The organism is Bizionia gelidisalsuginis (genome assembly GCF_008086185.1).
GTDB lineage: Bacteria > Bacteroidota > Bacteroidia > Flavobacteriales > Flavobacteriaceae > Bizionia > Bizionia saleffrena.
Genome location: NZ_VSKN01000018.1, coordinates 1 through 24,584, shown reverse-complemented (window position 1 = coordinate 24,584; position 24,584 = coordinate 1). Strand labels below are relative to the sequence as shown.

At 34.9% G+C, this 24,584-nt stretch carries 26 protein-coding genes; 8 read left to right on the top strand and 18 right to left on the bottom strand.

The window, feature by feature from the left end:
• Nucleotides 1–2 precede the first annotated feature (2 nt).
• Entirely contained in the window at nucleotides 3–353 is a 351-nt protein-coding gene (locus ES677_RS11890; protein ID WP_148370759.1) for a hypothetical protein, read from the top strand.
• A gap of 49 nt (nucleotides 354–402) precedes the next feature.
• Here ES677_RS11890 and ES677_RS11885 read toward each other — a convergent pair whose 3' ends face one another.
• Both ES677_RS11885 and greA read right to left on the bottom strand, forming a co-directional pair.
• Entirely contained in the window at nucleotides 403–792 is a 390-nt protein-coding gene (locus tag ES677_RS11885; protein WP_148381368.1) for an HIT family protein, read from the bottom strand.
• Nucleotides 793–896: 104 nt separating this feature from the next.
• Nucleotides 897–1,370 (bottom strand): transcription elongation factor GreA, encoded by a 474-nt coding sequence (gene greA / locus ES677_RS11880; protein ID WP_148370761.1) that lies wholly within the window; start codon nucleotides 1,368–1,370, stop codon nucleotides 897–899.
• Between the two features lie 181 nt (nucleotides 1,371–1,551).
• Here greA and ES677_RS11875 point away from each other — a divergent pair, with 181 nt between their 5' ends.
• A complete protein-coding gene (locus ES677_RS11875; RefSeq protein WP_148370762.1) occupies nucleotides 1,552–2,004 on the top strand; it encodes a hypothetical protein in 453 nt (150 codons plus the stop codon).
• Between the two features lie 67 nt (nucleotides 2,005–2,071).
• Here the strand turns inward: ES677_RS11875 and ES677_RS11870 are convergent, their stop codons facing one another.
• The 8 genes from ES677_RS11870 to ES677_RS11835 all read right to left on the bottom strand — a co-directional run bounded on the left by ES677_RS11870 (nucleotide 2,072) and on the right by ES677_RS11835 (nucleotide 9,349).
• The gene (locus ES677_RS11870) at nucleotides 2,072–4,321 is read right to left on the bottom strand and encodes a TonB-dependent receptor (protein ID WP_148381367.1); all 2,250 of its coding nucleotides are present in this window, start codon (nucleotides 4,319–4,321) and stop codon (nucleotides 2,072–2,074) included.
• 221 nt (nucleotides 4,322–4,542) lie between these two features.
• Nucleotides 4,543–4,950 (bottom strand): alternative ribosome rescue aminoacyl-tRNA hydrolase ArfB, encoded by a 408-nt coding sequence (gene arfB, locus ES677_RS11865; protein ID WP_148370764.1) that lies wholly within the window; start codon nucleotides 4,948–4,950, stop codon nucleotides 4,543–4,545.
• The gene (locus ES677_RS11860) at nucleotides 4,950–6,506 is read right to left on the bottom strand and encodes a DUF4301 family protein (RefSeq protein ID WP_317130614.1); all 1,557 of its coding nucleotides are present in this window, start codon (nucleotides 6,504–6,506) and stop codon (nucleotides 4,950–4,952) included. The genes arfB and ES677_RS11860 overlap by 1 nt, the downstream gene beginning before the upstream one ends.
• A complete protein-coding gene (locus ES677_RS11855) occupies nucleotides 6,503–7,069 on the bottom strand; it encodes an AAA family ATPase (RefSeq protein ID WP_148370765.1) in 567 nt (188 codons plus the stop codon). Before ES677_RS11855 ends, ES677_RS11860 begins: the two co-directional genes overlap by 4 nt.
• A complete protein-coding gene (pnuC, locus tag ES677_RS11850) occupies nucleotides 7,030–7,662 on the bottom strand; it encodes a nicotinamide riboside transporter PnuC (RefSeq protein ID WP_148381366.1) in 633 nt (210 codons plus the stop codon). The genes ES677_RS11855 and pnuC overlap by 40 nt, the downstream gene beginning before the upstream one ends.
• Nucleotides 7,646–7,906, bottom strand: coding sequence for a thiamine-binding protein (locus ES677_RS11845; RefSeq protein ID WP_148370767.1), 261 nt, complete (start codon nucleotides 7,904–7,906; stop codon nucleotides 7,646–7,648). Before ES677_RS11845 ends, pnuC begins: the two co-directional genes overlap by 17 nt.
• A 60-nt stretch (nucleotides 7,907–7,966) precedes the next feature.
• Nucleotides 7,967–8,722, bottom strand: a complete 756-nt coding sequence (locus ES677_RS11840; protein WP_148381365.1) for a geranylgeranylglyceryl/heptaprenylglyceryl phosphate synthase — start codon at nucleotides 8,720–8,722, stop codon at nucleotides 7,967–7,969.
• Nucleotides 8,723–9,349, bottom strand: coding sequence for a 4'-phosphopantetheinyl transferase family protein (locus ES677_RS11835; RefSeq protein WP_148370769.1), 627 nt, complete (start codon nucleotides 9,347–9,349; stop codon nucleotides 8,723–8,725).
• A gap of 149 nt (nucleotides 9,350–9,498) precedes the next feature.
• Here ES677_RS11835 and ahcY point away from each other — a divergent pair, with 149 nt between their 5' ends.
• A complete protein-coding gene (ahcY, locus tag ES677_RS11830; RefSeq protein WP_148370770.1) occupies nucleotides 9,499–10,815 on the top strand; it encodes an adenosylhomocysteinase in 1,317 nt (438 codons plus the stop codon).
• A 603-nt stretch (nucleotides 10,816–11,418) separates the two neighbouring features.
• Here the strand turns inward: ahcY and rpmA are convergent.
• The 3 genes from rpmA to ES677_RS11815 form a co-directional block, all read right to left on the bottom strand.
• The gene (gene rpmA, locus ES677_RS11825; protein WP_148370771.1) at nucleotides 11,419–11,679 is read right to left on the bottom strand and encodes a 50S ribosomal protein L27; all 261 of its coding nucleotides are present in this window, start codon (nucleotides 11,677–11,679) and stop codon (nucleotides 11,419–11,421) included.
• Nucleotides 11,680–11,706: 27 nt separating this feature from the next.
• Nucleotides 11,707–12,198, bottom strand: a complete 492-nt coding sequence (gene rplU / locus ES677_RS11820; RefSeq protein ID WP_148370772.1) for a 50S ribosomal protein L21 — start codon at nucleotides 12,196–12,198, stop codon at nucleotides 11,707–11,709.
• A gap of 75 nt (nucleotides 12,199–12,273) precedes the next feature.
• Entirely contained in the window at nucleotides 12,274–12,726 is a 453-nt protein-coding gene (locus ES677_RS11815) for a DUF4199 domain-containing protein (RefSeq protein ID WP_148370773.1), read from the bottom strand.
• A 192-nt stretch (nucleotides 12,727–12,918) separates the two neighbouring features.
• Between ES677_RS11815 and ES677_RS11810 the strand changes: the two genes are divergently transcribed.
• Both ES677_RS11810 and ES677_RS11805 read left to right on the top strand, forming a co-directional pair.
• On the top strand, nucleotides 12,919–14,238 hold the full coding sequence (locus ES677_RS11810; protein ID WP_148370774.1) for a M16 family metallopeptidase: 1,320 nt from the start codon (nucleotides 12,919–12,921) through the stop codon (nucleotides 14,236–14,238).
• An 85-nt stretch (nucleotides 14,239–14,323) separates the two neighbouring features.
• Nucleotides 14,324–16,402, top strand: a complete 2,079-nt coding sequence (locus ES677_RS11805) for a M16 family metallopeptidase (RefSeq protein WP_148370775.1) — start codon at nucleotides 14,324–14,326, stop codon at nucleotides 16,400–16,402.
• Nucleotides 16,403–16,455: 53 nt separating this feature from the next.
• On the opposite strand, the gene ES677_RS11800 is transcribed toward ES677_RS11805, so the two are convergent.
• The gene (locus ES677_RS11800; protein ID WP_148370776.1) at nucleotides 16,456–17,328 is read right to left on the bottom strand and encodes a DMT family transporter; all 873 of its coding nucleotides are present in this window, start codon (nucleotides 17,326–17,328) and stop codon (nucleotides 16,456–16,458) included.
• A 102-nt stretch (nucleotides 17,329–17,430) separates the two neighbouring features.
• Between ES677_RS11800 and ES677_RS11795 the strand changes: the two genes are divergently transcribed.
• Entirely contained in the window at nucleotides 17,431–17,991 is a 561-nt protein-coding gene (locus ES677_RS11795) for a heavy-metal-associated domain-containing protein (protein ID WP_148370777.1), read from the top strand.
• A 92-nt stretch (nucleotides 17,992–18,083) separates the two neighbouring features.
• Here ES677_RS11795 and gldD read toward each other — a convergent pair whose 3' ends face one another.
• The 4 genes from gldD to mutY form a co-directional block, all read right to left on the bottom strand.
• Nucleotides 18,084–18,689, bottom strand: coding sequence for a gliding motility lipoprotein GldD (gldD, locus tag ES677_RS11790; protein ID WP_148370778.1), 606 nt, complete (start codon nucleotides 18,687–18,689; stop codon nucleotides 18,084–18,086).
• A 16-nt stretch (nucleotides 18,690–18,705) separates the two neighbouring features.
• Nucleotides 18,706–20,025 (bottom strand): gliding motility-associated protein GldE, encoded by a 1,320-nt coding sequence (locus ES677_RS11785; RefSeq protein WP_148370779.1) that lies wholly within the window; start codon nucleotides 20,023–20,025, stop codon nucleotides 18,706–18,708.
• A 17-nt stretch (nucleotides 20,026–20,042) separates the two neighbouring features.
• Entirely contained in the window at nucleotides 20,043–20,516 is a 474-nt protein-coding gene (locus tag ES677_RS11780) for a single-stranded DNA-binding protein (protein WP_148370780.1), read from the bottom strand.
• Between the two features lie 90 nt (nucleotides 20,517–20,606).
• A complete protein-coding gene (mutY, locus tag ES677_RS11775; RefSeq protein WP_148381364.1) occupies nucleotides 20,607–21,647 on the bottom strand; it encodes an A/G-specific adenine glycosylase in 1,041 nt (346 codons plus the stop codon).
• A gap of 136 nt (nucleotides 21,648–21,783) precedes the next feature.
• On the opposite strand from mutY, the gene ES677_RS11770 reads away from it, so the two are divergent.
• On the top strand, nucleotides 21,784–22,074 hold the full coding sequence (locus tag ES677_RS11770) for an HU family DNA-binding protein (RefSeq protein ID WP_148370782.1): 291 nt from the start codon (nucleotides 21,784–21,786) through the stop codon (nucleotides 22,072–22,074).
• Between the two features lie 309 nt (nucleotides 22,075–22,383).
• Nucleotides 22,384–23,928, top strand: coding sequence for an Rne/Rng family ribonuclease (locus tag ES677_RS11765; protein ID WP_148370783.1), 1,545 nt, complete (start codon nucleotides 22,384–22,386; stop codon nucleotides 23,926–23,928).
• Nucleotides 23,929–24,584 lie beyond the last annotated feature (656 nt).

The following is a 24,584-nucleotide window of genomic DNA, read 5'->3' as shown; positions in this document are numbered from 1 at the left end:
TTATGCCAGAACAATTAGTCACTGTAAAAGAAGTGTTTATTAACAACAATTGCCCTGAATGCTTTAGCAAAGAAGGCTTGCATTTAACGTTTAAACAAAAATTTATAGATACGCGATTTTATAAATCTATAGGCAAGGATATATTTACAGAAATGCATTGCACTATTTGCGAAACACCTATCTACCCACAACGTTGGACGGAAGATATTGAGCGCGTATACCGCTACCAAAACAAAGCACTTACACCCGAAAAACCATCGACTCAATTAAAGAAATTATCTTGGATTCTAGTTGGATTGGTTATCGGTATTATAATAACTTCCATTGTTTTAACTCTCTATCTAAGGGTTTAAGAACTTCTAAAGCACTATTTAAACACCTTATTACTACGTTTTATTACAACTATAAATTAGATTGAATAGCCAGCGCTAACTCTTCAAATTCTTTTGGAGTTAATTGTGTTTTACTAATAAAGCGCGCATCTTCCATAGTGGTTAACGGAATTAAATGCACGTGTACGTGTGGCACTTCCAATCCAATTACAGACATCCCTATTCGTTTACAATCTATAGTTTTCTTTAAGGCTTGGGCTATTAAACGCGAAAACCGCATTAATCCTGCGTATTCCACTTCATCCAAATCGAAAATTTTATCAATTTCTTTTTTAGGGATACATAGCGTGTGCCCTTTTGCATTAGGATTGACGTCTAAGAAGGCTAAAAAATCCTCGGTTTCTGCGATTTTATAACACGGTAATTCGCCGTTTACAATTTTGGTAAAAATAGATGCCATTTATATTAATTTATGATTTGAATTAAAGGTAAAAAAATAATCCTGCATTATTGCGGTATTTTACAATATATACAGGAGTATAGTTTAGGTCTTGTACTGAAGAATTATCTAGATATTTCGATTATATCAAATTTCATTACGCCATTCGGCACTTGAATTTCGGCTACATCGCCTACTGTCTTTCCTAATAACCCTTTTCCTATTGGAGAGTTTACAGAAATTTTACCAGAAGCTAAATCCGCTTCACCATCGGCAACTAAGGTGTAATTCATTTCCATCCCATTGGTTTGGTTTTTAATTTTCACTTTAGAAAGCACTAATATTTTTGAACTATCCATTTGAGACTCGTCTATAACGCGCGCGCCCGCCATTTGATCTTCTAATTTAGAAATACGCATTTCTAGCATACCTTGAGCTTCTTTTGCTGCATCATACTCTGCATTCTCACTTAAATCACCTTTATCTCTAGCCTCAGCAATGTCTTTTGAAGCCTTAACGCGCTCAACATCTTTTAAACGCCTTAGCTCATCCCTTAATTTTTTTAATCCTTCTGCTGTATAATAAGATACTTTACTCATGATCTTTACGTTTTAAAAATAACTTGACTTTGCTCTACTAAAAAATACCTCAAAAGCAAGTTTTGAGGTATCGCAAAAAAAATCCCGCATATTACGAGATTGTAAAGCAAATATACAAAATATTTAATTCAGTTTACTCATTTGTTGTAAATTGCAAAACTTATAAAAGCGAGATTAACTTATGAAAAAAATACTTTCAATTATATCCATATTAGCCATTACCCTTTCCTCTTGTAATAAAAATGACGACGATGGTATTACGGGCAACCCTAATATCCCAAATGCGGTTTTTGATACTCAGGGGTTAATTAACACGAACTTACCACAATTTAATCAAATGCAATTTCCAGGAAACTATGTGGTGCTTAGTAGTAATTATGGTATTAACGGTGTAGTGGTCTTTTTTTCTGGTGGGGAGCAATATGACGCGTTCGAGCTTAGCGACCCCAACCACCAATTAAACTCGTGTTCGTTATTAACGGTCGATGGTATTTTCGCGACGTGTAGTTGCGACGATGGTAACGCTTATAATATTATTACAGGATCACCAAAACAAGGCACTTCTGGGCAATATGGTTTAACGCGTTATTTTGTAGAAGCGAATGGCAACACAATTCGGGTGTATAATAACTAAAAAAGCCCCCTTTTTTTGAAGGCGGCCTTTTTATAATTTACAAACTGTAATCAACACTGTTTTTAGACTAAAACTTTAGAGTCATTCCCAATAAAAAGTTTGTTATCGCTTGTGGATAGTAGAAATTTTCTGTGATGGCTTCATCTCCAGAATTTTCTGGCCTGTAGAAATAACTATAGGTATACCCATTAGACACATACTCTGAATTGAAAATATTATTCACCAAAAGATTAAAAGACACTTCCTTAATCCAATTTGGGTATATTTTATAAGACGCATTAATATTACTCACAAAATAAGCATCGATACTTTTTGATGCGCTAGAGGTATTATCTAAATACTGTTTACCGACATACTTAGATATAAAACTCAAATTGAGGTCTTCTAAAAGACTATAAGTGACTGTTCCGCCGGCAATAATTTCTGGAGAGAACGAAATATCGGTATCTTTATACTCGGTAACTACAGGAGAATAAGACACGGTATTGAAAGTATTAGGATCGTATTGTGTATCGTAAACGGTATAATGAAATGTGTCTATTTTATTTTTACTAAAAGTTGCATTGGCGTCAATTCTAAGCTTATCTGAAGCCTTATACCCCAATTGCACCTCTATTCCGGCGCGGTAACTATCGGCAACATTTTCGCGAATAGCATCTCCAGCATTATCTAAATCGCCAGTTAATACCAATTGGTCTTTATACGACATATAATACAAGTTGGCAGTAGCAGAAAACGCAGATGTACGGTGTTTAAATCCAAACTCAAAATCGTTTAAACGCTCTGCTTTTGGAGTGACTGGGTTTTTAGTTAAATCGTCTCTGTTTGGCTCTCTATTAGCCACAGCAAACGAACCGTAAACACTATTGTAATTATCTATTTTATAAGACAATCCCAGTTTTGGATTGAAAAAACTATAGTCCTTTTCGACATCAATTGGTTCTAAATCTGAACTTAAACCTGTCGAGTTATAGTGCACCGCCCGATACTGCACATCGGCAAACGCAAATAATTTAGAAGTTAAATCGTACTCGGCCTTTAAATACGTACTGTAATCTTTCTTTTCACCAACACTGGTGTAGTACTTGTTTCTAATAGGCACTTCAGACGCAAAAGAATCCCAAATAATTTCCCCGTAATGATCCCCTTTATAGGTATTATAACCACCGCCCAAATATAAGTTTAACTGATCTCTTTTATAATTTAAGGAATAGACGATCGCAGTAAAATCGTTATCTAACCAACGCCGTCTTATGACATCTCCTTCCTCTGATGCATTGGAATTTCCTGGAAAATAATCGCCCAATTCTTCATTGTCTTTAAACTGTTCGAAATACCCTGCTCCCTTGGTAAAATTCCCCGATAAGTTTGCTGAAAAGCGCGAAGAAAATTGATGCGTTCCGTGCAATTGATAATGTGTTTGCTTATAATTATCGGTCTGATTATCGTAAGTATAAGAATTATAAGTACGTCCCGCATTTAACAAATTATCCGCCTCAGCGTCTGAAGAATAATTTCTATCAATAAATGCTTGAATCCCCTCCAAATCGCCATTTACGACCGCTTCCGGAGCTCCGTTCCAAGATTGATATGTTTGCTGATCGCCACCAAAAACCAATGCTTTAATTTGTGTTTTATCGGTGATATAACCTGCTTCCGTATAAAATGATTTTAAATCGGATGCTGCACGATCGATATAGCCATCACTTTGAATTTTAGAAAGTCTCGCCTCGGCATAAAAGTTGTTTTTTATTCCTGAACCCACACTTAGATTGTGTTTTCTTGTCCCGTAAGATCCCACAGTATTGGTTGTATTAGCGTAACCTTCAGTTGATGGATTTAGTGTTTTTAAATTTAAACTGGCTCCAAAAGCTCCCGATCCGTTTGACGATGTTCCAACACCACGTTGTAATTGGATATCTTCAACAGAAGACACAAAATCGGGCATATTAACCCAAAAGGTACCTTGACTTTCAGAATCGTTATAAGGAATTCCATTAATAGTCACATTTACACGTGTGGCATCGGTTCCACGCACACGAATTCCTGTATAACCTACACCAGAACCCGCATCGCTAGTGGTTACTACCGAGGGTAATTGATCTAATAAAATGGGTAAATCCTGACCCAGGTTAGACGATTCTAACTCCTCTTTTGTAATATTTGTAAAGGCTACCGGAGTTTTGTCTTTCGCTCGTGTAGACGAGAGTAAGACTTCATCTAAAGTTTCAATTTTAGTAGAATCTTGTGGTTTTTCTTGTGCCGTTGCACAAAGTGATAAAACAAGAAATGAGACAAAAAGACATTGTTTTTTCATTACGATTAAAACTTAATCGAATAAAAAGAGGTTATTATTCTATATTAATTACTATTAGTTTTTATAAATAAACCACCCATTTATCTATATTAAAAATCCCTAAACAGCATTACCTGTTCTAGGTTCGTTGGGTATGATCTCAGCCGATATAGGCACCCCTTTTTTGAGAACGCTGCAAATATACTATCGATTTTTTGATTTCGAATGCCTATTCTTAAAATTTAATCTAAATCAGGTTTTTTACGATTACTTTTTACCGTCGAGCGCCGACTTTTATTTTTCAAGCGTTTTTTTATAACAGATTTTGGCGTTTTTGTCCGTATGCGTTTTTTTCTAATAACTAAAGCATCTTGTAAAAGCTGAAGTGCGCGTTTTATGACCAACGCTTTATTTTTATGCTGACTTCTAGTCTCTTCACATTGTAAAATTAAAGCGTTGTCTTTGGTTAATCGTTTCGATAACCGCAGCAGCAAACGCTCTTTTTGTCGTTCGCGAAACACAGAAGACGCGTTTAAATAAAAGGTAAGTTCCACTTTCGACGCCGTTTTATTAACGTGCTGTCCTCCACTTCCAGAGCTTCTTATTGCTTTGAATTGGCATTCTTTAATAAAGGCATCAGCATTAAACATTACACCACTTGATGTTTAATTTTTAATAAATCATTTACCGTCTTAACCGGATTAAAAGTATCGGTAGGTACTTCTACAAAAATAGTGTTCCAATTCGACATCCCCCCATTCCAAAGCCCTGGTAATTCCAAAGCTTTCAGTGCTTTTCCTAGATGTGTTTTTGGCGTTATAAAAGCGGCTTTATGATCTACAAATTTAGATAAATCGAACGTTTCTCCTTTGTAATCTTTTATTCCGCACACAATATCTACCGGGTTAAAATGTGTTGCATTTTTTAAAATTAAGAGTTGCTGCTTATTCTCCTTGTCAATTTGAGAAGACTCGACAATTTGCAATGACAGATGACCGCCTTCATCTTTCACCCAAAACGGACCACCACCAGGTTCTCCCTCATTTTTAACCATTCCACAAACACGAATTGGTCGGTTTAGTTTAGTTTCTAAATATTCAATTTGATATTTCAAGGAATACTTTTCAAACTCTGAAGAAATAATAACATTCAATTTACGCTGCAAAAACCTAGCAATTTCTATAACACGTTGTTCTGAAAGGGTTTCATTTTTTAACTCTTTTAAATAACTAAAGGCTTGTTTTTGCGTCTCAAGTAAAACACCGGCAAGTACTTTTTTGTTCTCGGCGACTTCATCCACAAACCGACAAACAACGACATTATCTATATTTTTTATAAACATTAAATCCCCTTCAAAATCATTTAAATTAGACAATAAGGCACCGTGACCAGAGGGCCTAAAACACAACGATCCGTCAACGTCTAAAAACGGTTTGTTATCTGGCGTCACCGCGATCGTATCGGTGGTTTCATTTTGATAAGAAAAGGAAATAGTAAAAGTTGTTTTGGTCTTGTTTTCTACATAGTTTTGAATACGTTTAAATTCTTTTTCAAAAATAGATTTATGCGCTTTTGAAATTGTAAAATGAAGTTTCGCCACGTTATTTGATGCTGCATACGCCGCCGCTTCGTATAGATGCTCCTCGAAAGCCGTTGCTATACTAGTCTTATACTTATGAAATGGCAACAATCCCTTAGGATAAAAACTATAGTTAAGCTTGTCTGCATCCAACAACGTTTTAATTAGGAGCACCCTTTTTTCGTCGCTCGACAAGTCACTAAAATTGCAATGCAACGCTTTTGTTTCGTCTAATAATAATTTATAAAATGAAAATTTTTCTAAACCAACAAAAAACAATGGTAACTCGGTTGCATTATTCTTATTTAAAAAAGAATTTACACTTTCCTTTTTAGGGTTATAGGACTCTAAAAATTCGAATAAAAACTTAAACATTCGTGTTGCTGCTCCCGAAGCTGGTACAAATTTTACAATATCTAAATCGTCTTTATGTGACATATAATAGTCTGAAAAGAACGTTTTTTCTTTACTAGACAAACTTAAAATACCATTACCTATTGAAGCTGCCGATTTTAAGAACATAAATGGAAGTCCTGCTTTAAATAGCTCTAACTGTTTATTAACTGCTTGTACTGAAAGCCCTTTATTTTCAATCTCTTTCGTGTGTTTTATAGAAAAACTCATCATCTCTTTGCTATTAATGTATCGATATGCTCAATGGCGGTTTCTAGACGAATCGCCCAATCCCCTTTAAGCAAAACGTACTGTTTATTATATTTTTTCAAAGCATTTTCAAACGCTTCAAACATCGCGACTCTTTCCTTAGGTTTGTCGCGTAAATCATCTTTTTCCCAAGGCGTATCAATATAAGTTAAAAAATAAAGATCGTAAGTATTTTGCAAGGCATATTTTTCTAAAATAGGATCGCATGTTCCAGAATAATACGCTTCAGAATACACTTTTGTTTCCAATAAATCGGTATCGCAGATAAGCACATTATTTGCTTTTTTAGCATATGTATTCTCCAGTTTCATTTGCCCTTTTGCTATGGGCAATAAATCTTTTGGTTCACAGATTTTTCGTTCGATATCCCACTTTTTCTGAAGATAATCTCTCGCAAATTCTTCCACCCAAACGGTGTTATAATGTGCTGCTAATTGCTTAGAAAGCGTTGTTTTCCCAGTCGATTCTGGCCCAAAGAGCACAACCTTTATGCAACTTGAAGGTTCTTGTTTATAATCTTTTTCCATGCTAAAAATCCGTATACAGCTAAGACTGTAAAGCCTATATATTGCATACTAGTAAAAGTTAATCCTTTATAAAAATAGAGCGGTATCGAAATTAAATCTCCTACAATCCAAAAGATCCAATTCTCAACTTTTCGTTTGGCCATAAGCCACATTCCGACAAAAAATATTGCTGTTGTAAAGGTATCGACATACGCCGTCCAGCTCGTCCACTTATCGAATATTTCATAGACATAATAAACGAAACCCAACGTCATACAAAAAATAATTACACTTATCCATTTCTCTTTGGTGGTGGTGTACGTAATGGGCGTAAAGTGGTCGGTATCGACTTTTCGAGTCCATACATACCAGCCATAAATACTCACAACAAAATAGTAGGCGTTAATCATCATATCGCCTAAAAGCGTCCATTTGTATAATAAATACACAAAAATCGCCGTACTTATTAATCCTGTTGGGAACACCCCTATTTTATTTTCCTTAGAAAACCAAACAGAGAGCACACCAAACACAACAGCTACGATTTCCAGAATAATGTCTAGGGTATCGTAACCAGAATATTGCTCGAATAAGAGATTAAAAATGTGGTTCATAATCGCGTCTGTCTGACTTTACAATTTTTATAAATATCACGCCATTATCGAGCATCTCGAAAACATTTTTAATTTCGGCCGTTAGCAACGCCATCACCTCATAATAGTCACCATACACCTGGGTACTCAATGGGTTTTCTAGAACTCTTAATCCTGAAGCACGTAACGTTTTAATAAAGCTAATAATTGCGGGTTCGTAATTATCGTGTAATGGTGTTAATGTTAATTCTACTGATATTTCCATAGGTATGCAAGCTCTAAAAATTGAACTGTTTTTATGTTAAAATACTATTATTATTTTTATTTATCTGGCTTTTAAAAACCGCCCAGAAATGCTGTAACTCTCTAACTCTTCAAAGAAGGAATTATTGTTTTCAAAAGCGGTACCAATAACGACTAAATCTGCTCCTGCAGCATAAGCGTCATCTAGTTGTTGTTTAGAACGAATGCCACCACCAACAATTAGAGGGATATTAAGATCGTTTTTCACACCTTTAATCACGTGACCTGAAACCGGATTTACCGCTCCACTACCCGCTTCTAAATATATTAATTGCAGACCTAGCAATTCGCCTGCCTTGGCAGTATCGATAATGGTGTGTTTACAGTTTTTTAGAGGCTGCGTTTTCGTTACGCGCTGTACGGCTGTTTCTGCCCCACTTTCTAGAAGTAAATATCCCGTAGGAATAATTTCTAGGTTACTATTGCGCAGCAATCGCGCTGCTTTTACGTGTTTACCAATCAAAAAATCGGGGTTGTCGCCAGAAATTAACGACAAAAATAAAACGGCATCTGCCGCTTCGGTAATTTGTGTAACATCGCCGGGAAATAAGACTAAAGGTAAATCTGTGAGTCTTTTAAGCGCTAAAACTAGCGTTTCTGTGCGCTGGGCTTCAACGGTGCTTCCGCCAATAAAAATATATGTAATTACCGATGCCTTTATCAATGTAATAAAATCCGGTAAAGCTTCAATATTCTGCTTATCGGGATCTATTAAAATAGCAAGAAGTTTTTTATTTATAACTACCGATGCTTTTATATGTTCGAGAACGTGTTTCATCTATCCTAAGGCATAAGCGCACGTAAATCCTTCAAACTCTAAAAACTTAGTAGTATATCTTTTTTTAAGTCCGTTATAATCTATCCAAGCTACGGTTTCTAGATCGGTCATACAAAACGGAATGACAAAAAAGTGCTTTTTAAATAGCATTCCTGGAGTCGCAAAAAGCTTATATAACGACTCTTTCGCTCCCCAAATAACGGTTAGCCTATTAATATAATCGGTATCGTCGTCTTTGAGGTATTCAAATTCATATTCTACAAATTTAGAGGCTATTTTTATAATCTTTTCACGCTGTTTTTCGATGTCTATTCCCACTTCATTTTCACTAATAATGACGGCCGAAAACGTAAAAGAATGTGTAATAGAAATGTATTTCCCATCCTTTAAATGTGGCTTACCATTGGCGTCATAAAATAAGTCGGCATCGGTATATCCAAACGCTGCCAATAAGTGTCTTACGCTTAAAAATCCACGTTGATGCAATTCACTTTTCATTCCAGATAAGCGCAATGCACTCTCTGATCTTAAGGTAATTGGCGCCAATAACTCACTGTAAGACTCTTCAATTTTCCAGATTTTAACAGTAGTTTGTGAATTTTCAGTAATGGTTTTATAAAGAGGCATTTAATATTCTGAATGTTATTGATTATCTTTGCAGTCTGAAATTTTATTGTAAATATGGCCTAAAGGCTACTTTCCAGTTTTGGTTGACGAATTTAAGCTATTTTAAGTTTAACCCAAAGTTGCGAAGCTAATAAAACTTAAAACACATTATGAGTACAAAAACAATTGCTTATGTTCCTAACAAAGTTAAAGATATGTCTTTAGCCGATTGGGGAAGAAAAGAAATAGAATTAGCCGAAGCAGAAATGCCAGGTTTAATGAGCTTACGCGAAGAATACAAAAACTCACAACCCTTAAAAGGAGCACGTATTGCAGGTTGTTTACACATGACCATTCAAACGGCTGTTTTAATTGAAACATTACAATCTTTAGGCGCTCAAGTTACGTGGAGTTCTTGTAATATTTTCTCTACTCAAGATCAAGCGGCTGCCGCTATTGCACAAACAGGAACTGCTGTTTATGCTTGGAAAGATATGACAGAAGAAGAATTTGAATGGTGTATCGAGCAAACCTTGTTTTTTGGAGAGGACAGACAGCCCCTAAACATGATTCTTGATGATGGTGGAGATTTAACAAATATGGTTTTAGATAAATATCCTGAATTAGCAGCAGGAATTAACGGTTTATCTGAAGAAACTACTACCGGAGTACACCGTTTATACGAACGTGTAAAAGCAGGGACATTACCAATGCCAGCTATTAACGTTAACGATAGTGTAACAAAATCTAAATTCGATAATAAATACGGATGTCGCGAAAGTGCCGTAGATGCAGTACGTCGTGCCACCGATATTATGTTAGCTGGTAAACGTGTTATCGTTTGTGGTTACGGTGATGTTGGTAAAGGTACAGCCGCTTCTTTTAAAGGCGCCGGAAGTATTGTTACCGTTACAGAAATAGACCCTATCTGTGCGCTACAAGCAGCAATGGACGGTTTTGAGGTTAAAAAACTAGAAACAGTTATAAAAACGGCCGATATCATTATTACAACGACTGGAAATAAAGACATTGTACGTGGTGAGCACTTTAAGGCTATGAAAGATAAAACCATCGTTTGTAACATTGGGCATTTCGATAACGAAATTCAAGTATCTTGGTTAAACGATAACTATGGTGATACTAAAAACACGATTAAACCACAAGTTGATAAATATACAATAGACGGAAAAGATATTATTTTATTAGCCGAAGGTCGTTTAGTAAACCTAGGCTGTGCAACAGGTCACCCAAGTTTTGTAATGAGTAACTCATTCACAAACCAAACCTTAGCGCAGATTGAATTATGGACTAACAGAGACGCTTACGAAAACCAAGTGTATATGTTACCTAAGTATTTAGACGAAAAAGTAGCCAAATTACACTTAGCAAAAATAGGTGTTGAGCTTACCGAATTAGAGCAATACCAAGCAGAATATATTGGTGTAAAAGTTGAAGGTCCTTTCAAACCTGAATACTACAGATACTAAAAAAGACCGCCAGCACTTCTATACTATAGGTCGCTGCGTTTATAAAATTATATTAAATCCCATACAGTTATGTTTGGGATTTTTTTTGTACGTTACCACAAGGGTCGGGCTTTCCACAGTCGCTTTGTTGCGTTGCATAGGCGCAACAACACAAAAAGAGCTCCGACAAATGCTACAATCCCTAACGCAGGTTAGCGAGTAACAGCACTTCCGAACAGTAAAAAGGCATATAACTCCCTATTCAGGGCTCATCCCTAAAGATTGTGTTTTGGGAAGTCTATGTACTGGGCAAGTACAGCAACCTAAAGCTTAGAGTTGTATAAAAAAATAGATTTATAAAGTAATAAAGTTGTCTTCTCAAGCACAGTCGAGAGGTACTTACGAACTGATAAATAAAAAAAATTGCAATCCTAAAATCCCACAACTTTTGGAATTGATCCAGTTTTATCGGTCGCAAGAATTAGATAGGCTTATCTATTCTATCGATCTCAAAATTAAAACGACTACACACATCGCTTTTGCGAATGATCCCCGATTATTACGCACAAAAAAAACGCCTTTTCAATTAAGAAAAGGCGTTTAATACATTTAAAAGAAAAATTTCTAAGCTTCGAAAGGCTCAATAGAAATGTAAGATTTATCATCTTTTTTCTTTGTAAATTTTACTAGACCATCTACTCTAGCGTGTAAAGTATGATCTTTTCCTTGGTATACATTTTCACCTGGGTGATGCGTGTTACCACGTTGTCTTATGATAATGTTTCCAGCAATAGCAGCTTGTCCACCAAAAATCTTAACACCTAAACGTTTCGATTCTGATTCTCTACCATTTTTAGAACTACCAACTCCTTTTTTGTGAGCCATTGTCTTAAGGTTTTATAAAGTTAATAATTAGCTTAATGCAGCAATTAATTCAGCTTTCTTCATAGAAGAGTATCCTGAAATTTCTTTCGCCTTAGCCATATCTCTTAATTCAGCAACGGTTAAGTTACTTAAATCATCGTTTGCATCTGCTTTTGCTTCAACTTTAGATTCAGCTTTGGTTTCTTTTTTTGGAGCAGCTTTTGCTCCCGAAGTTAAAATATCTCCAATAATAATTTCAGAAATGGCTTGTCTGTGACCGTTTTTCTTTCGGTAACCTTTTCTTCTTTTCTTTTTGAAAACAATAACTTTATCACCCTGAAGGTGACTTAAGACTTTTGCACTTACTTGTGCTCCGCCTATAGCTGGGGCGCCTAGAGTTATATTGTCACCATCTGCAATTAAAAGAACTTTATCGAAAGATATCTCTTTCCCTTCTTCTACTGCTAAACGATTAACGTAAACTTTTTGGTCTTTTACAACTTTAAATTGATGCCCTGCTATCTCTACAATTGCGTACATAGCGTAACGTTTTTATTTAATTAAATTGATAAAATGAGTGCAAATATAACTCTAATTAATTAATCTACAAGCATTTTATACATTTTGCGCAACATTATTACTGTTTTTAAATAATTGCATACACGTTAATGTTAAAACAACAGTTGTTGCAAAACCCATTATTGCGACAACAAAAGCCACTAAACCAACGCCTACTCTGTAATCGCCTTTAAACACATTTAGCAATTTTTCTAAAAACAAAGGGTCGATTTCGGTGGCGTAAAACAAGAAAAAAACTGTAAACAATAGTGTTGCAATAAACCCAGAAACTAGTCCAACAGTAAAACCTCCTGTATATGTAAAGTTTTTACCCTGCTCTAACTTGTAATATCGTATGGTTTCATAAATACCAAAACCGGTAATCACACCATTTAGTAAACTAAACATTGGTTTTGTGTGCAAGCCAAACAAAGACAAAATTAAAAAGAACGCAACTAATAAGGCACTAATTATTATTCCAAATCTAACTGGTAAAGCTATTTTTCTCATTATGTGTATATATATTTTTTTGTATTTCCATAAAGTTCGGGAAATAAATTGATTTATTGGGCATAACTCATTATTTTTTAACGAATAAACCATTTAAAACCCTTTACAATTGTTATTTTTGGTTAAGGCTTGTAACAAAAAGCACGCTTTATAGACCTATAATTAAATTGATTAACTAAAACAATCTCAAAAATGAAAAAAAATTTATTCTCGTTAGCGGCTTTGCTTTTAGCTGGTATATCTATGCACGCTCAAGAAGTTAAGTTTGAAGAGTATGATTTAGATAATGGCATGCACGTTATTTTACATCAAGACAATTCCGCTCCAGTTGTAACCACCTCTGTTATGTACCATGTTGGTGCAAAAGACGAAAACCCAGAACGAACTGGAATGGCCCACTTTTTTGAACACCTATTATTCGAGGGCACCAAAAACATCCCGCGTGGCGAATGGTTTACTATTGTGTCGTCCAACGGCGGAAGCAATAATGCAAATACTACAGACGACAGAACGTACTACTACGAAGTATTCCCTTCTAACAGCCTAGAATTAGGTTTATGGATGGAATCTGAGCGTTTACTACACCCTATTATTAACCAAATTGGTGTAGATACACAAAATGAAGTCGTAAAGGAAGAAAAACGTTTACGTGTAGACAACCAGCCCTACGGAAATCTCTTGGCTGAAGTAAAACAATACATCTTTAAAAAGCACCCGTATAAAGGAACAACTATTGGTAAAATGGAACATCTTGACGCCGCTTCTTTAGAAGAATTTAAAGCGTTCAACAAAAAGTTCTATGTGCCAAACAACGCTGTATTAGTTGTGGCTGGAGATATTGATGTTGCCGAAACAAAAAAAATGGTTCAAAATTATTTTGGCCCTATTCCTAGAGGTGAAGCTATTGTAAGAAATTTTCCAAAAGAAGATCCTATTACAGAAACGATAACAGCGAAAGCTTACGATAGTAATATTCAAATTCCAGCGGTAATTGCTGCATATAGAACACCGTCTTTTAAAGAGCGCGATGCTTATGTTTTAGATATGATTTCTAGTTATCTAAGCGATGGAAAGTCTTCTGTTTTATACAAAAAACTAGTGGATGATAAAAAAATGGCGTTACAAGTGGCAGCGGTTAACTTAAGTCAAGAAGATTATGGTACATATGCTCTTTTTGCCTTACCACTAGGCGATGTTACTTTAGACCAATTGGTAAGTGAAATGGATGAGGAGGTTGTTAAAATTCAACAAGAGTTAATCTCTGAAAAAGACCATCAAAAACTTCTTAATAAATTCGAGAATAATTTTGTTAACGCAAACTCTAGCGTGGCTGGAATTGCAAATTCTTTAGCACGATACTACATGCTATATGGCGATGTTAATTTAATTAATAACGAACTCGAAATTTACAAATCTATTACCAGAAAAGAAATGCAAGCTGTTGCTAACAAATATCTAAACCCAAACCAGCGTTTAATTTTAGATTATTTACCACAAAAAGACGACAACTAAAATATACGATTAAACAGACGCTTTTAATTCAAATTTAATTTGAAAGAGCACCCTTTAAAAACGATATTAAAACAAAACAATACAGATGAAAACAAAAATAACGACTCTTATAGCATTGTTTTTATTATCTCTTTCTGCAACAGCACAAATAGATAGATCAATGCAACCAAAACCAGGACCAGCTCCAAAAATTACGTTGGAAGTGCCCGGTGAATTTCAACTTAAAAACGGACTTAAAGTGTTGGTGGTAGAAAACCACAAATTACCGCGGGTATCTTACACTTTAAAAATTGACAACAAACCACACGCTGAAGGAAAAAACGCTGGTACCTCTAGTCTATTAGGCGCAATGCTTGGAAACGGAACGGCTACTATTTCTAAAGATGTCTTTAACGAAGAAATCGATTTCTTAGGAGCGCGACTCAATTTTAATGCTGAAGGCGCTTCAGCAAGTGCACTTTCAAAATATTCTGAGCGTATTATGGAGCTAATGGCAGACGCTGCTATTAATCCACTTTTAACAGATGAAGAATTTCAGAAAGAAAAAGCAAAAGCAATCGAAGGAATTAAGTCGAACGCTAAAAGTGTAGATGCAGTAGCCTCTCGCGTTGGCGGCGCCTTGTCTTACGGTAAAAATCACCCTTATGGAGAATTTGTTACCGAAGAAACCCTAAACAACATCACCATAGATAATATCCGTGCCTATTATCAGACATATTTTAACCCAAACAATGCGTATTTAGTAATTGTAGGTGACGTCGATTTTTATACCATAAAAAAACAAGTTGAAAAATACTTCAAAAAATGGGAAGAAGAAGCAGATATTTCAACGACTGTACCAAAGCCAATAGATAATGTGCAATACACACAAATCAACTTTATTGATATGCCGAATGCGGTGCAATCCAATATCTCAATAACGAACAACGTCGTCTTAAAAATGAATGACCCCGATTACCACGCGGTATTAATTGCTAATAAAATCTTAGGTGGCGGTTTTAATTCTTACTTAAATATGAATCTACGTGAAGCTAACGGTTATACTTATGGCGCACGGTCTAATGTCGGTACAGATCGCTACGGCGCTTCTCGTTTTACAGCAGGAACAGCAGTAAGAAACGCGGTTACAGACAGTGCTGTCGTAGAAAGCTTAAAAGAATTAAAGCGTATTAAAACGACAAATGTTACTTATGAAGCTTTAAATAATGCTAAAGCAAAATATGTTGGAGACTTTGTTTTAGCTCTAGAAAGCCCAAGAACTGTAGCAAACTATGCTTTAAATATAAAAACAGATAACTTGCCTAAAGATTTCTATAAAACGTATTTAGAAAAAATTAATGCCGTAACTGTTGCCGATGTGAAACGTGTTGCAAATAAATATTTCTCTACCGATAATGCTAGAATTGTTGTTGTAGGAAAAGGAAGTGAGGTTATAAATAACTTAGAGAAAACTGGACTCACAATTAAATATTTTGATGCTTACGCAAACCCAGTTGATAAACCAACATTTTCGAAACCCATACCTGAAGGTGTCACAGCACAAACAGTAATTAATGATTACATTACTGCTATTGGAGGTAAAGAGAACTTAAACAAAGTAAACTCTCTTTTAGTAGAAGCAAACGTCACCATTCAAGGCGCACCATACGCACCAAAAGCAACGGTTAAATCTATGGCGCCAAATAAGTTTTCTATGGAATTAAACATAGAAGGAATGGGTACTGTTATGAAACAAAAATTTAACGGTGTTTCTGGGTACCAAGAACAGGCAGGCCAAAGAGCCCCTATGGAAGCATCAGTTCTAGCTGAAAAGAAAGCTCAAAAAGGAATATTCGAAGAACTATATTTAACGCCAGCCGATATGTCTCTAGAATCTATTATTGTAATAGAGGGCCAAGATACCTATAAAATTAAAGTAACTCAAGGAGATAAAGTATCTCATAAATATTATGGTGTAGACAGTAATTATTTAGTGCGTACTGAAGGCACTACAGAAGCGCAAGGCCAAACAATCAATTCAGTTGAAGACACTTCAAATTACAAGAAAGTAAACGATGTAATGATTCCCTATACACAACATATCGTTAACGGGCCGCAAACTATAATTTTTGAAACGACCTCTGTAAAAATAAATGAAGGTGTTTCAGTTGAAGATTTTAATTAATTAGTAAACATTTTTACCCTATCAAACCGGTACTTTTTAAGTATCGGTTTTTTTTATGCTTTTGTCCTATTGGCCAAATACACGCCAATTAAAATAAATAAACTTCCAAATCCTTGAGACCAACTAAACCCTTCACCATCTAGCAAACCCCAGCCCAAGGCAACTATAGGCATTACGTAAGTGACTGACGAAGCAAAAACAGGCGTCGAAAGCTGCACCAATTTAAAAAACAACACTTTTGCCATTGCCGTGCCAAATAGAGCAAGAACAAAGACATGAAATAAGGCACTTTTAAGCTCCGGACTATTGAAAGTATCCACCGTAAAAAAACCTGAAAACAGCAAGACAATTAACGCAGGCACAATTATAGTGGAATAGCTCCCCACAGCAATCGTTAAAGGTTTAACATGTTGTAAATACCGTTTAATAATATTTACATTCGCCGCATACATAAGCGTAGATAAAATAATATATCCAGCAAAGAAGTAATTTTGATTCGGATTTAACTCTGCTCCTTTTAAAATTAAAATAGAAGTCCCAATAAAACCAATAATCACTCCTGCTATTTGTCGTTTTGTAGATGCGATTTTAAATATAGCAAATCCCATTAAAATGGTGTTTAACGGTACTAATGAATTTAAAATGGAAGCAACCGCACTATCAATTTCGGTTTGGGCGATAGCAAACAAAAATGCAGGAAAAAAAGAGCCTAGAAAACCCGATAATGCCATCCATTTCCAAGTGCCTTTTTCAATTTTTTTAATGTGATTAAAGCCAACTGCTAATAATAACAACCCTGTAATTAGATTTCTTAAAGCCCCCAATTGAAAGGACGTTAAACCAATTAAAGATTTTTTAATTAATATAAAGGACGTACCCCAAATTACAGATAATATAATCAGGTATGTCCATTTAGAATTTTTCATTAGTGTTAATTATTTTAATAATATGCAAAAATGTATTATTTAAGTCAATAAATAATACATTTTTGCTAATTTTGTAAGAGACAAATTAATCTTATACACACTATGAAAAATTTAAAAAACAGTATAGTTATCGCTGTATTAGCATTACTTGCTTTTAACTGTAAGAATGAAGCGCAACCGGAAGTTAAGACAGTAGACACAGAAACGACAGTTACCGCTGACGCCGAAAAAGCAGAATTAGATCCCAATGCCACCTACGCCAAAGCAGAATTTAAAATAGAAGGAATGACTTGCGCCATAGGCTGCGCCAAAACCATAGAGAAAAAAATCTCTAAAATGGAAGGCGTAAAATCGGTGGCTGTCGATTTTGATAGAGAATTAGCAATGGTAGAATACGACGAAGCTAAAGTCACTCCTGCGTCCTTAGAAACAACCGTAACTGGTGTGTCTGACACTTATACAGTAAAAGATATTAAATCTGTTACAGCGTTTTCGAAAGCAAAATCTTGCGATAAAGACTGTTGTAAAGATAAAACAGCGGAAGAGAAAGCAAATTGCAAAATGGATTGCTGTACAAAAGCTGCTGAAGGTTTAGAAAAAACTATGGCTTGTGCTAAAGATTGTAAAAAAGCGTGCTGCTCTAAAGAGGCAAAGAAAGCATAATTTACAGATACAATTTACTAGAAAAGGTTTCGCTATGCGAAGCCTTTTCTATTCATTACCTTTTAGTGTCTGCATAAAATTGACGTATTCTTTTATTTCCAAGTAATACTTTCCATTAATCGCTTAATGTCTTTTTGAAGATATTTCGCGGCCGGATAAATAGAGTCGTAATTAGGTTTTGCGTAGAAATATAAAGACCCAATTAAAAAATGATTAGTACTGTCGGTTACATAAAATTGCGCTTGCGAAGCAGCATCTCCATTTACTTCGTAGTACATACCGTAAACATTACTCCTTTTGTTTTCATAGACCTCTCCAGCAATACCATCTGCTTTTTTAGTGTGTTCTTGCGTAAAGTTCTGAGCATCTATTAAATAATTTCTGAGGTACGCTTCGTTACCTTCAATATTTTTATAGGTTAAGTAAATAGTACCTTTTAATTTCTTGTAAGTTACATTCACACCATAACTTAATGTCGCCGCTGGCAACTGTTTTACGCTTACTTTTTCTGCCAATTCATTTTTATCAAAACTAAACGGAACCTCCAAATTCTCCCTATTATAAATAGCTTCAGGATATTCTAATCTTAAAAAGGCCTTGGGCTTAGGTGTTACCGCTTCATTACAGCCTAACAGCGTAAAAAAGAAGACAACTATCACACTGCTTTTTAGGTCAATACAACTCTTTATAGTATTCATTTTAACAATCTAATTTTTAAACATCCTCAGTACTAGGTAAGGTTACTTTTAAACGTTTTATTCTTTTATTATCTAAAACCTCAATACTAAACATATAGTCTTCAAACGTAATCTCGTCGGCTTGTGAAGGGAATCCTCCAGAAATCTCTAGTATAAAGCCAGCTAGGGTTTCAGCTTCTCCTTTTTTATCTTCAAAAACGCTCGAATTGTCGAGCTTTATAATTTTATAAAAATCTTTTAAAGCCGTTTTCCCTTCGAACACGTAGTTTTTATCGTCTAATTTAGAAAAAATCACATCCTCATCATCAAACTCATCACTAATATCTCCTACAATTTCTTCTATGATATCTTCTAAAGACACAATACCAGATGTGCCACCATATTCGTCTACCACTACAGCCAGATGGACTTTCTTCTCCTGAAATTCAGCCATTAAATTATCCAGTTTTTTATTTTCTGGCACAAAAAACGGTTCACGAATTAACGCGACCCAGTCTAATGTTTTATCGTTTATGTGCGGTAGTAAATCTTTAACGTACAGTATTCCTTTTATATTATCGACATTATCGGTGTATACCGGGATTCTAGAATAGCCGTTCTCGGTGATTTCCTTAATAATTTCACTGTATTCCTGCTCTACATTTAACGCAAAAATATCCAAACGCGGTCGCATTACTTGCTTGGTGTCGGTGTTACCAAACGACACAATTCCTTTAAGTATTTTCTGCTCTTCTTTTGTCGTATCGTCTCCACTTGTAAGCTCTAAAGCTTGCGATAATTGGTCTACACTTAAATTAGATTTTTGTTTTCCTAATTTGTTATGAATGCCTAGCGTTATAGCACGCATTGGCAAACTTATAGGAGAAAAAAGAAAATCTAAAACTCGTAGTGGAAAGGCCATTAAAATAGCAAATTTCAAACTGTTTCGGCTAGCATAAACTTTGGGTAAAATCTCACCAAACAGCAAAATTAAGAAGGTAATTACAACAACCTCGACCACAAATTTAAGGGCAGGATTGACTATGCTTTCAAACATAAAATTCCCTAAAAAGGCGAAAAGTATAACAATACCAATATTAATGAAGTTGTTAGCAACTAGAATTGTTGCCAGTAGCTTTTTAGGACGCTCTAGAAGGCCGGTAATTATTTCGATAGCTTTAGACGATTTATAGTCTTCCTGCTCGATGTCTGTTCTAGTTAACGAAAAAAGAGCGACTTCTGCTCCAGATATTAAAGCGGAACAAATTAGTAATATTATTAACAATAAAAAACCTAAAACAACCGAAAAATCGATTGAAGAAATAAATGAAAATAAGCTCGTGGGTTCGGGATCCAATGCGTTAAAATTTAGTATTAAAATGGTAAATCGTTATCACCATCGTTGTTAGAATCTTTGGCAGCAGAGGGCGAAGTTAAGCCGTTCTTTGGCGCTTCGTTTTGAGACTCTTGTTTAGATTCTTGAGAGGCAGCTGCATTTTGTTCACTTTCTTTCTTTGTACTTAAAAATGTAAAATCTGTAGCTTGAATTTCTGTTGCATAGCGATCGTTACCAGAATCATCTTGCCATTTTCTTGTTTTAAGACGGCCTTCAATATAGACTTTATCGCCTTTACTTAAATATTTTTCGCAAATTTCTGCCGCTTTGTTACGCAACACAATATTGTGCCATTCGGTATTTGTAACGCGTTCGTTATTTTGTTTACTTACATAGGTTTCGTTAGTCGCTAAAGGAAAACGCCCAACACACCCGCCACCTTCAAAATAGTGCATTTTGATTTCGTCTCCTAAATGCCCAATTAGCATAACTTTATTTAACGTACCTGACATAAATAGTCTTTAGTTTAATCCGCAAAATTACGGCTTTACAATTCATAAATTTAAATTTAATAAAAAAATATGGTTCGCCGTGTTAAAGCTTTAAAAATTAAAATTTTCAATAAAATTACCTATTAAAATAGGAACAGGAAATGTGGGCACCTTATTAAAAGGCACGCCCTCTGGTAACGTACCATTTACAGTAACTATCCAGAATTTAGTGTACAAATGTTGGTGCGATAATTTATGTACAATATCGGTTGTGTTATATAAGGACAATTCTAGAGTTTCAGATTCCACATAGTTTAACGCTTTAACAGCTTTTAGTACCGTCTCATAATTGGCCGCTGTATCGGTTTCAATTAATGGAAATTGATACAAATTTTGCCAAATCCCTTTACCTTGCCGTTGTTCGACAATTGTTGTATTATCTTCGGAAAGTATAACGATATAATTAAAGAATTTTTTCTTCACCTTTAAAGCCTTCAATTTAACGGGCAAACATTTAATCTCTTCCTTTTGAAAGGCCACACAATCGCTACTAAAAGGGCAAACCGTGCAGTCGGGCGTTTTAGGTTTGCATTGGCGTGCTCCAAACTCCATAATCGCTTGGTTAAATGTTGCAGGATCTACAGTCTCAATAAGATTCTGAGCTATAGCTTTAAACTCCTTAAAACCCTTACCGCCAGTAATAGGGGTATAAATACCATAAAAACGTGATAAAAAACGATACACGTTTCCATCTATCACCGCTGTTTTCTCATTATAACAAAAGGATGCTATTGCACTTGCGGTATAGTCACCCACTCCCTTTAGTTTAATAATCTCGGAAAACGTTTTTGGAAACACCCCCTTTAATTCGGTTGCGATATATTGTGCAGAAGTATGTAAATTTCGAGCTCGAGAATAGTAACCGAGTCCTTGCCATAATTTTAGAACATCGCTTTCATCGGCATCGGCAAGATCAAATATTGTGGGGTAATTAGAGACAAATGACGTGTAATATGGTAACCCTTGAGCAACTTGTGTCTGTTGTAGAATAATTTCTGACAGCCAAATAGAATAGGGATCGGTTGTGTTTCGCCACGGTAAATCGCGCTTATTTACTATATACCAGTCTATTAGAGTTTTCTGTATGTTCATTTTTTAATTAAATACTATGCACAAATGTAAACGTTTATAGCATTAAATTTTAATGGATTAGGTTTGAAATATTGAATATTAAATTCTTATATTTGCCTTCCCTTATAATTAATAGTAACGCAAACAAGAAAAGAAAATGACTAAAGCTGATTTAGTATCAAAAATTTCTGAAAAATTAGGAATTGAAAAAGGAGATGTACAAGCTACTATCGAGACTTTTATGGATGAAGTAAAAACATCTTTAGAAAGTGGTGACAATGTATATTTAAGAGGTTTTGGTAGTTTTATTATTAAAACTAGAGCTGAAAAAACGGGTAGAAATATATCAAAGAATACTACCATTAAAATCCCTGCACACAATATACCTGCTTTTAAACCGGCAAAAGTATTTGTAGAGGGTGTAAAAACGAATGTAGACGTAAAGTAACATATAAACGAATTATTAATTTAAAACCAAGATCTTATGCCAAGTGGTAAAAAAAGAAAAAGACACAAGGTTGCAACGCATAAGCGTAAAAAAAGAAGACGCGCTAATCGACACAAAAAGAAGAAATAGTTCAAAAAAGTAGTTGTAAAACTACTTTTTTGTTTTATTAAAACAATGTTCTTTGACAACGAGTTTAATGTTAAAAATATGTAAGACCTTGCGTATTTGTTAAACTCACTGGATTTTAAAATCCTGTGAAAAATAATGTATAATCCATCTATACTTAATTGTATGGATAAAAATTAACTTATGGATAAAGAATTGATTATTCGATCTAATTCAGAAGCTGTTGATTTTGCCTTATTAAAAGATGGAAAACTTATTGAATTGCATAAAGAGGAGGATGGTATCAAGTTTGCCGTTGGTGATGTGTTTATTGCCAAAATACGGAAAGCGGTACCTGGACTTAATGCTGCATTTGTAAATGTAGGTTATGAAAAAGATGCGTTTTTGCATTATCATGATTTAGGCCCAAAAATTTCTTCTCTTTTGAAATTCACAAAACGTGTAAGCACAGGTAAATTAAATGACTTTTCTTTAAAAGACTACCCATTTGAAAAAGAGATTGATAAAGACGGTAAAGTTGCCGATGTTTTAAAATCAAATCAATCTCTATTAGTACAAATAGTAAAGGAACCAATTTCTACCAAAGGCCCTAGAATAAGCTCAGAGCTTTCTATAGCCGGTAGATATATTGTTTTAGTCCCGTTTTCTGATCGTATTTCTATTTCTCAAAAAATAGAAGATAAAGCAGAAAAGGAACGATTAAAATTATTAGTTAGGAGTATAACTCCTAAAGGTTTCGGAGTTATTGTGCGCACAGTAGCCGAAGGTAAAAAAGTGGCAGAATTAGATAAAGATTTACAAAATTTGTTAGGTCGCTGGACCGCAATGTGTAAAAAACTAAACAAAGCCAATCATCCCTCAAAAGTATTAGGAGAATTAAATAAAGCCTCTTCAATGTTAAGAGATATATTTAACGACTCTTTTACTAGTATTCAAGTAGACGATGAAGCGCTTTACATTCAAATTAAAGAGTATGTGCAAGAAATTGCACCAAAAAAAGAATCAATCGTAAAATTACATCAATCTAACATTCCTATTTTTGAAAAATATGGAGTAGAAAGACAGATAAAAACCGCTTTTGGTAAAACGGTTTCTATGGCTAAAGGGGCTTACCTTGTCATAGAACATACCGAAGCACTACATGTTATTGATGTAAATAGCGGAAATAGATCTAACAAATCTAACTCTCAAGAAGAGACTGCAATGGAAGTTAATATGATTTCTGCAGCTGAAATTGCTAGACAACTTCGTCTTCGTGATATGGGAGGAATTATTGTTGTTGACTTTATAGATTTAAATAAAGCTGATAACAGAAAGAAACTCTACAACTTTCTTCGCGATGAAATGAAAGATGATAGAGCAAAACACAAAATATTACCGCCAAGTAAATTTGGATTAATTCAAATTACTAGACAGAGAGTAAGACCAGAAATGAACATTAAAACCAGCGAGGAAAATCCTAATGGAAATAATGGCGAAGAAGTTGAAGCTCCAATTATTTTAGTACAAAAATTAACGCATGAACTTGAGCAATTATTTAAAAAAGACTATAAAAAGATAACTTTAAACACACATCCTTTTATAGCGGCCTTTCTTACGAGAGGTTTTCCATCTATACGTTCAAAATGGTTTTTTGAACACAAAAAATGGGTCAAAATTTTACCTAGAGATGCTTACACATATTTAGAATACCATTTTATTGATAAAAATGGTGAAGAAATTAAATAAAAAAAACCACATCTTAATCGATGTGGTTTTTTTTTGCTTTAAACGGAAATATGCAGACTATAGTGTATACTCATTATTGTCCCTTAATATCGCTTTGTTATGCCTTAGACATCTTAAATAGGGATTATTCTCGACAATGGTGAGAAATGTCGCCGTTCAAAACTTAGAACACTTGGGATAGAGAATTCAATCTAATTATTAATGACCGGTAAAGCCTTCAGACTACGCTCAGAATAAACTAAAACCGAAGCTCGGTGGAGATTATCAATCATTTTTTATTTATGACTTTATAAGCCACCTCTCGACTGCGCTCGAGGGACAAGTTTAATACTTTTTAAATATATTTTTAATAGACAGTTTTACGCCTTAGGTTAATGCCGTGTCCGGCAAATAAGGTTGCCTAAACACAACATTTAGAATTGTTCTTATATCCTACTAATTATCATAGCCCAAATAATTAATTACTAGCTATAAAAAAAGCCAGAACATAAGTTCTGGCTTTTTAATTTTAGAAACTAACTCTTGGAGGTTAATTACTGTTAGGTCCACCACTTTTAATAGTGAATTGAGAACGTCTGTTTTGTTGATGTTGCGCTTCAGTACAGTTTGTACCGCACTGCACTGCAGGCTCACTTTCTCCTTTGCCTTCTCCTGTT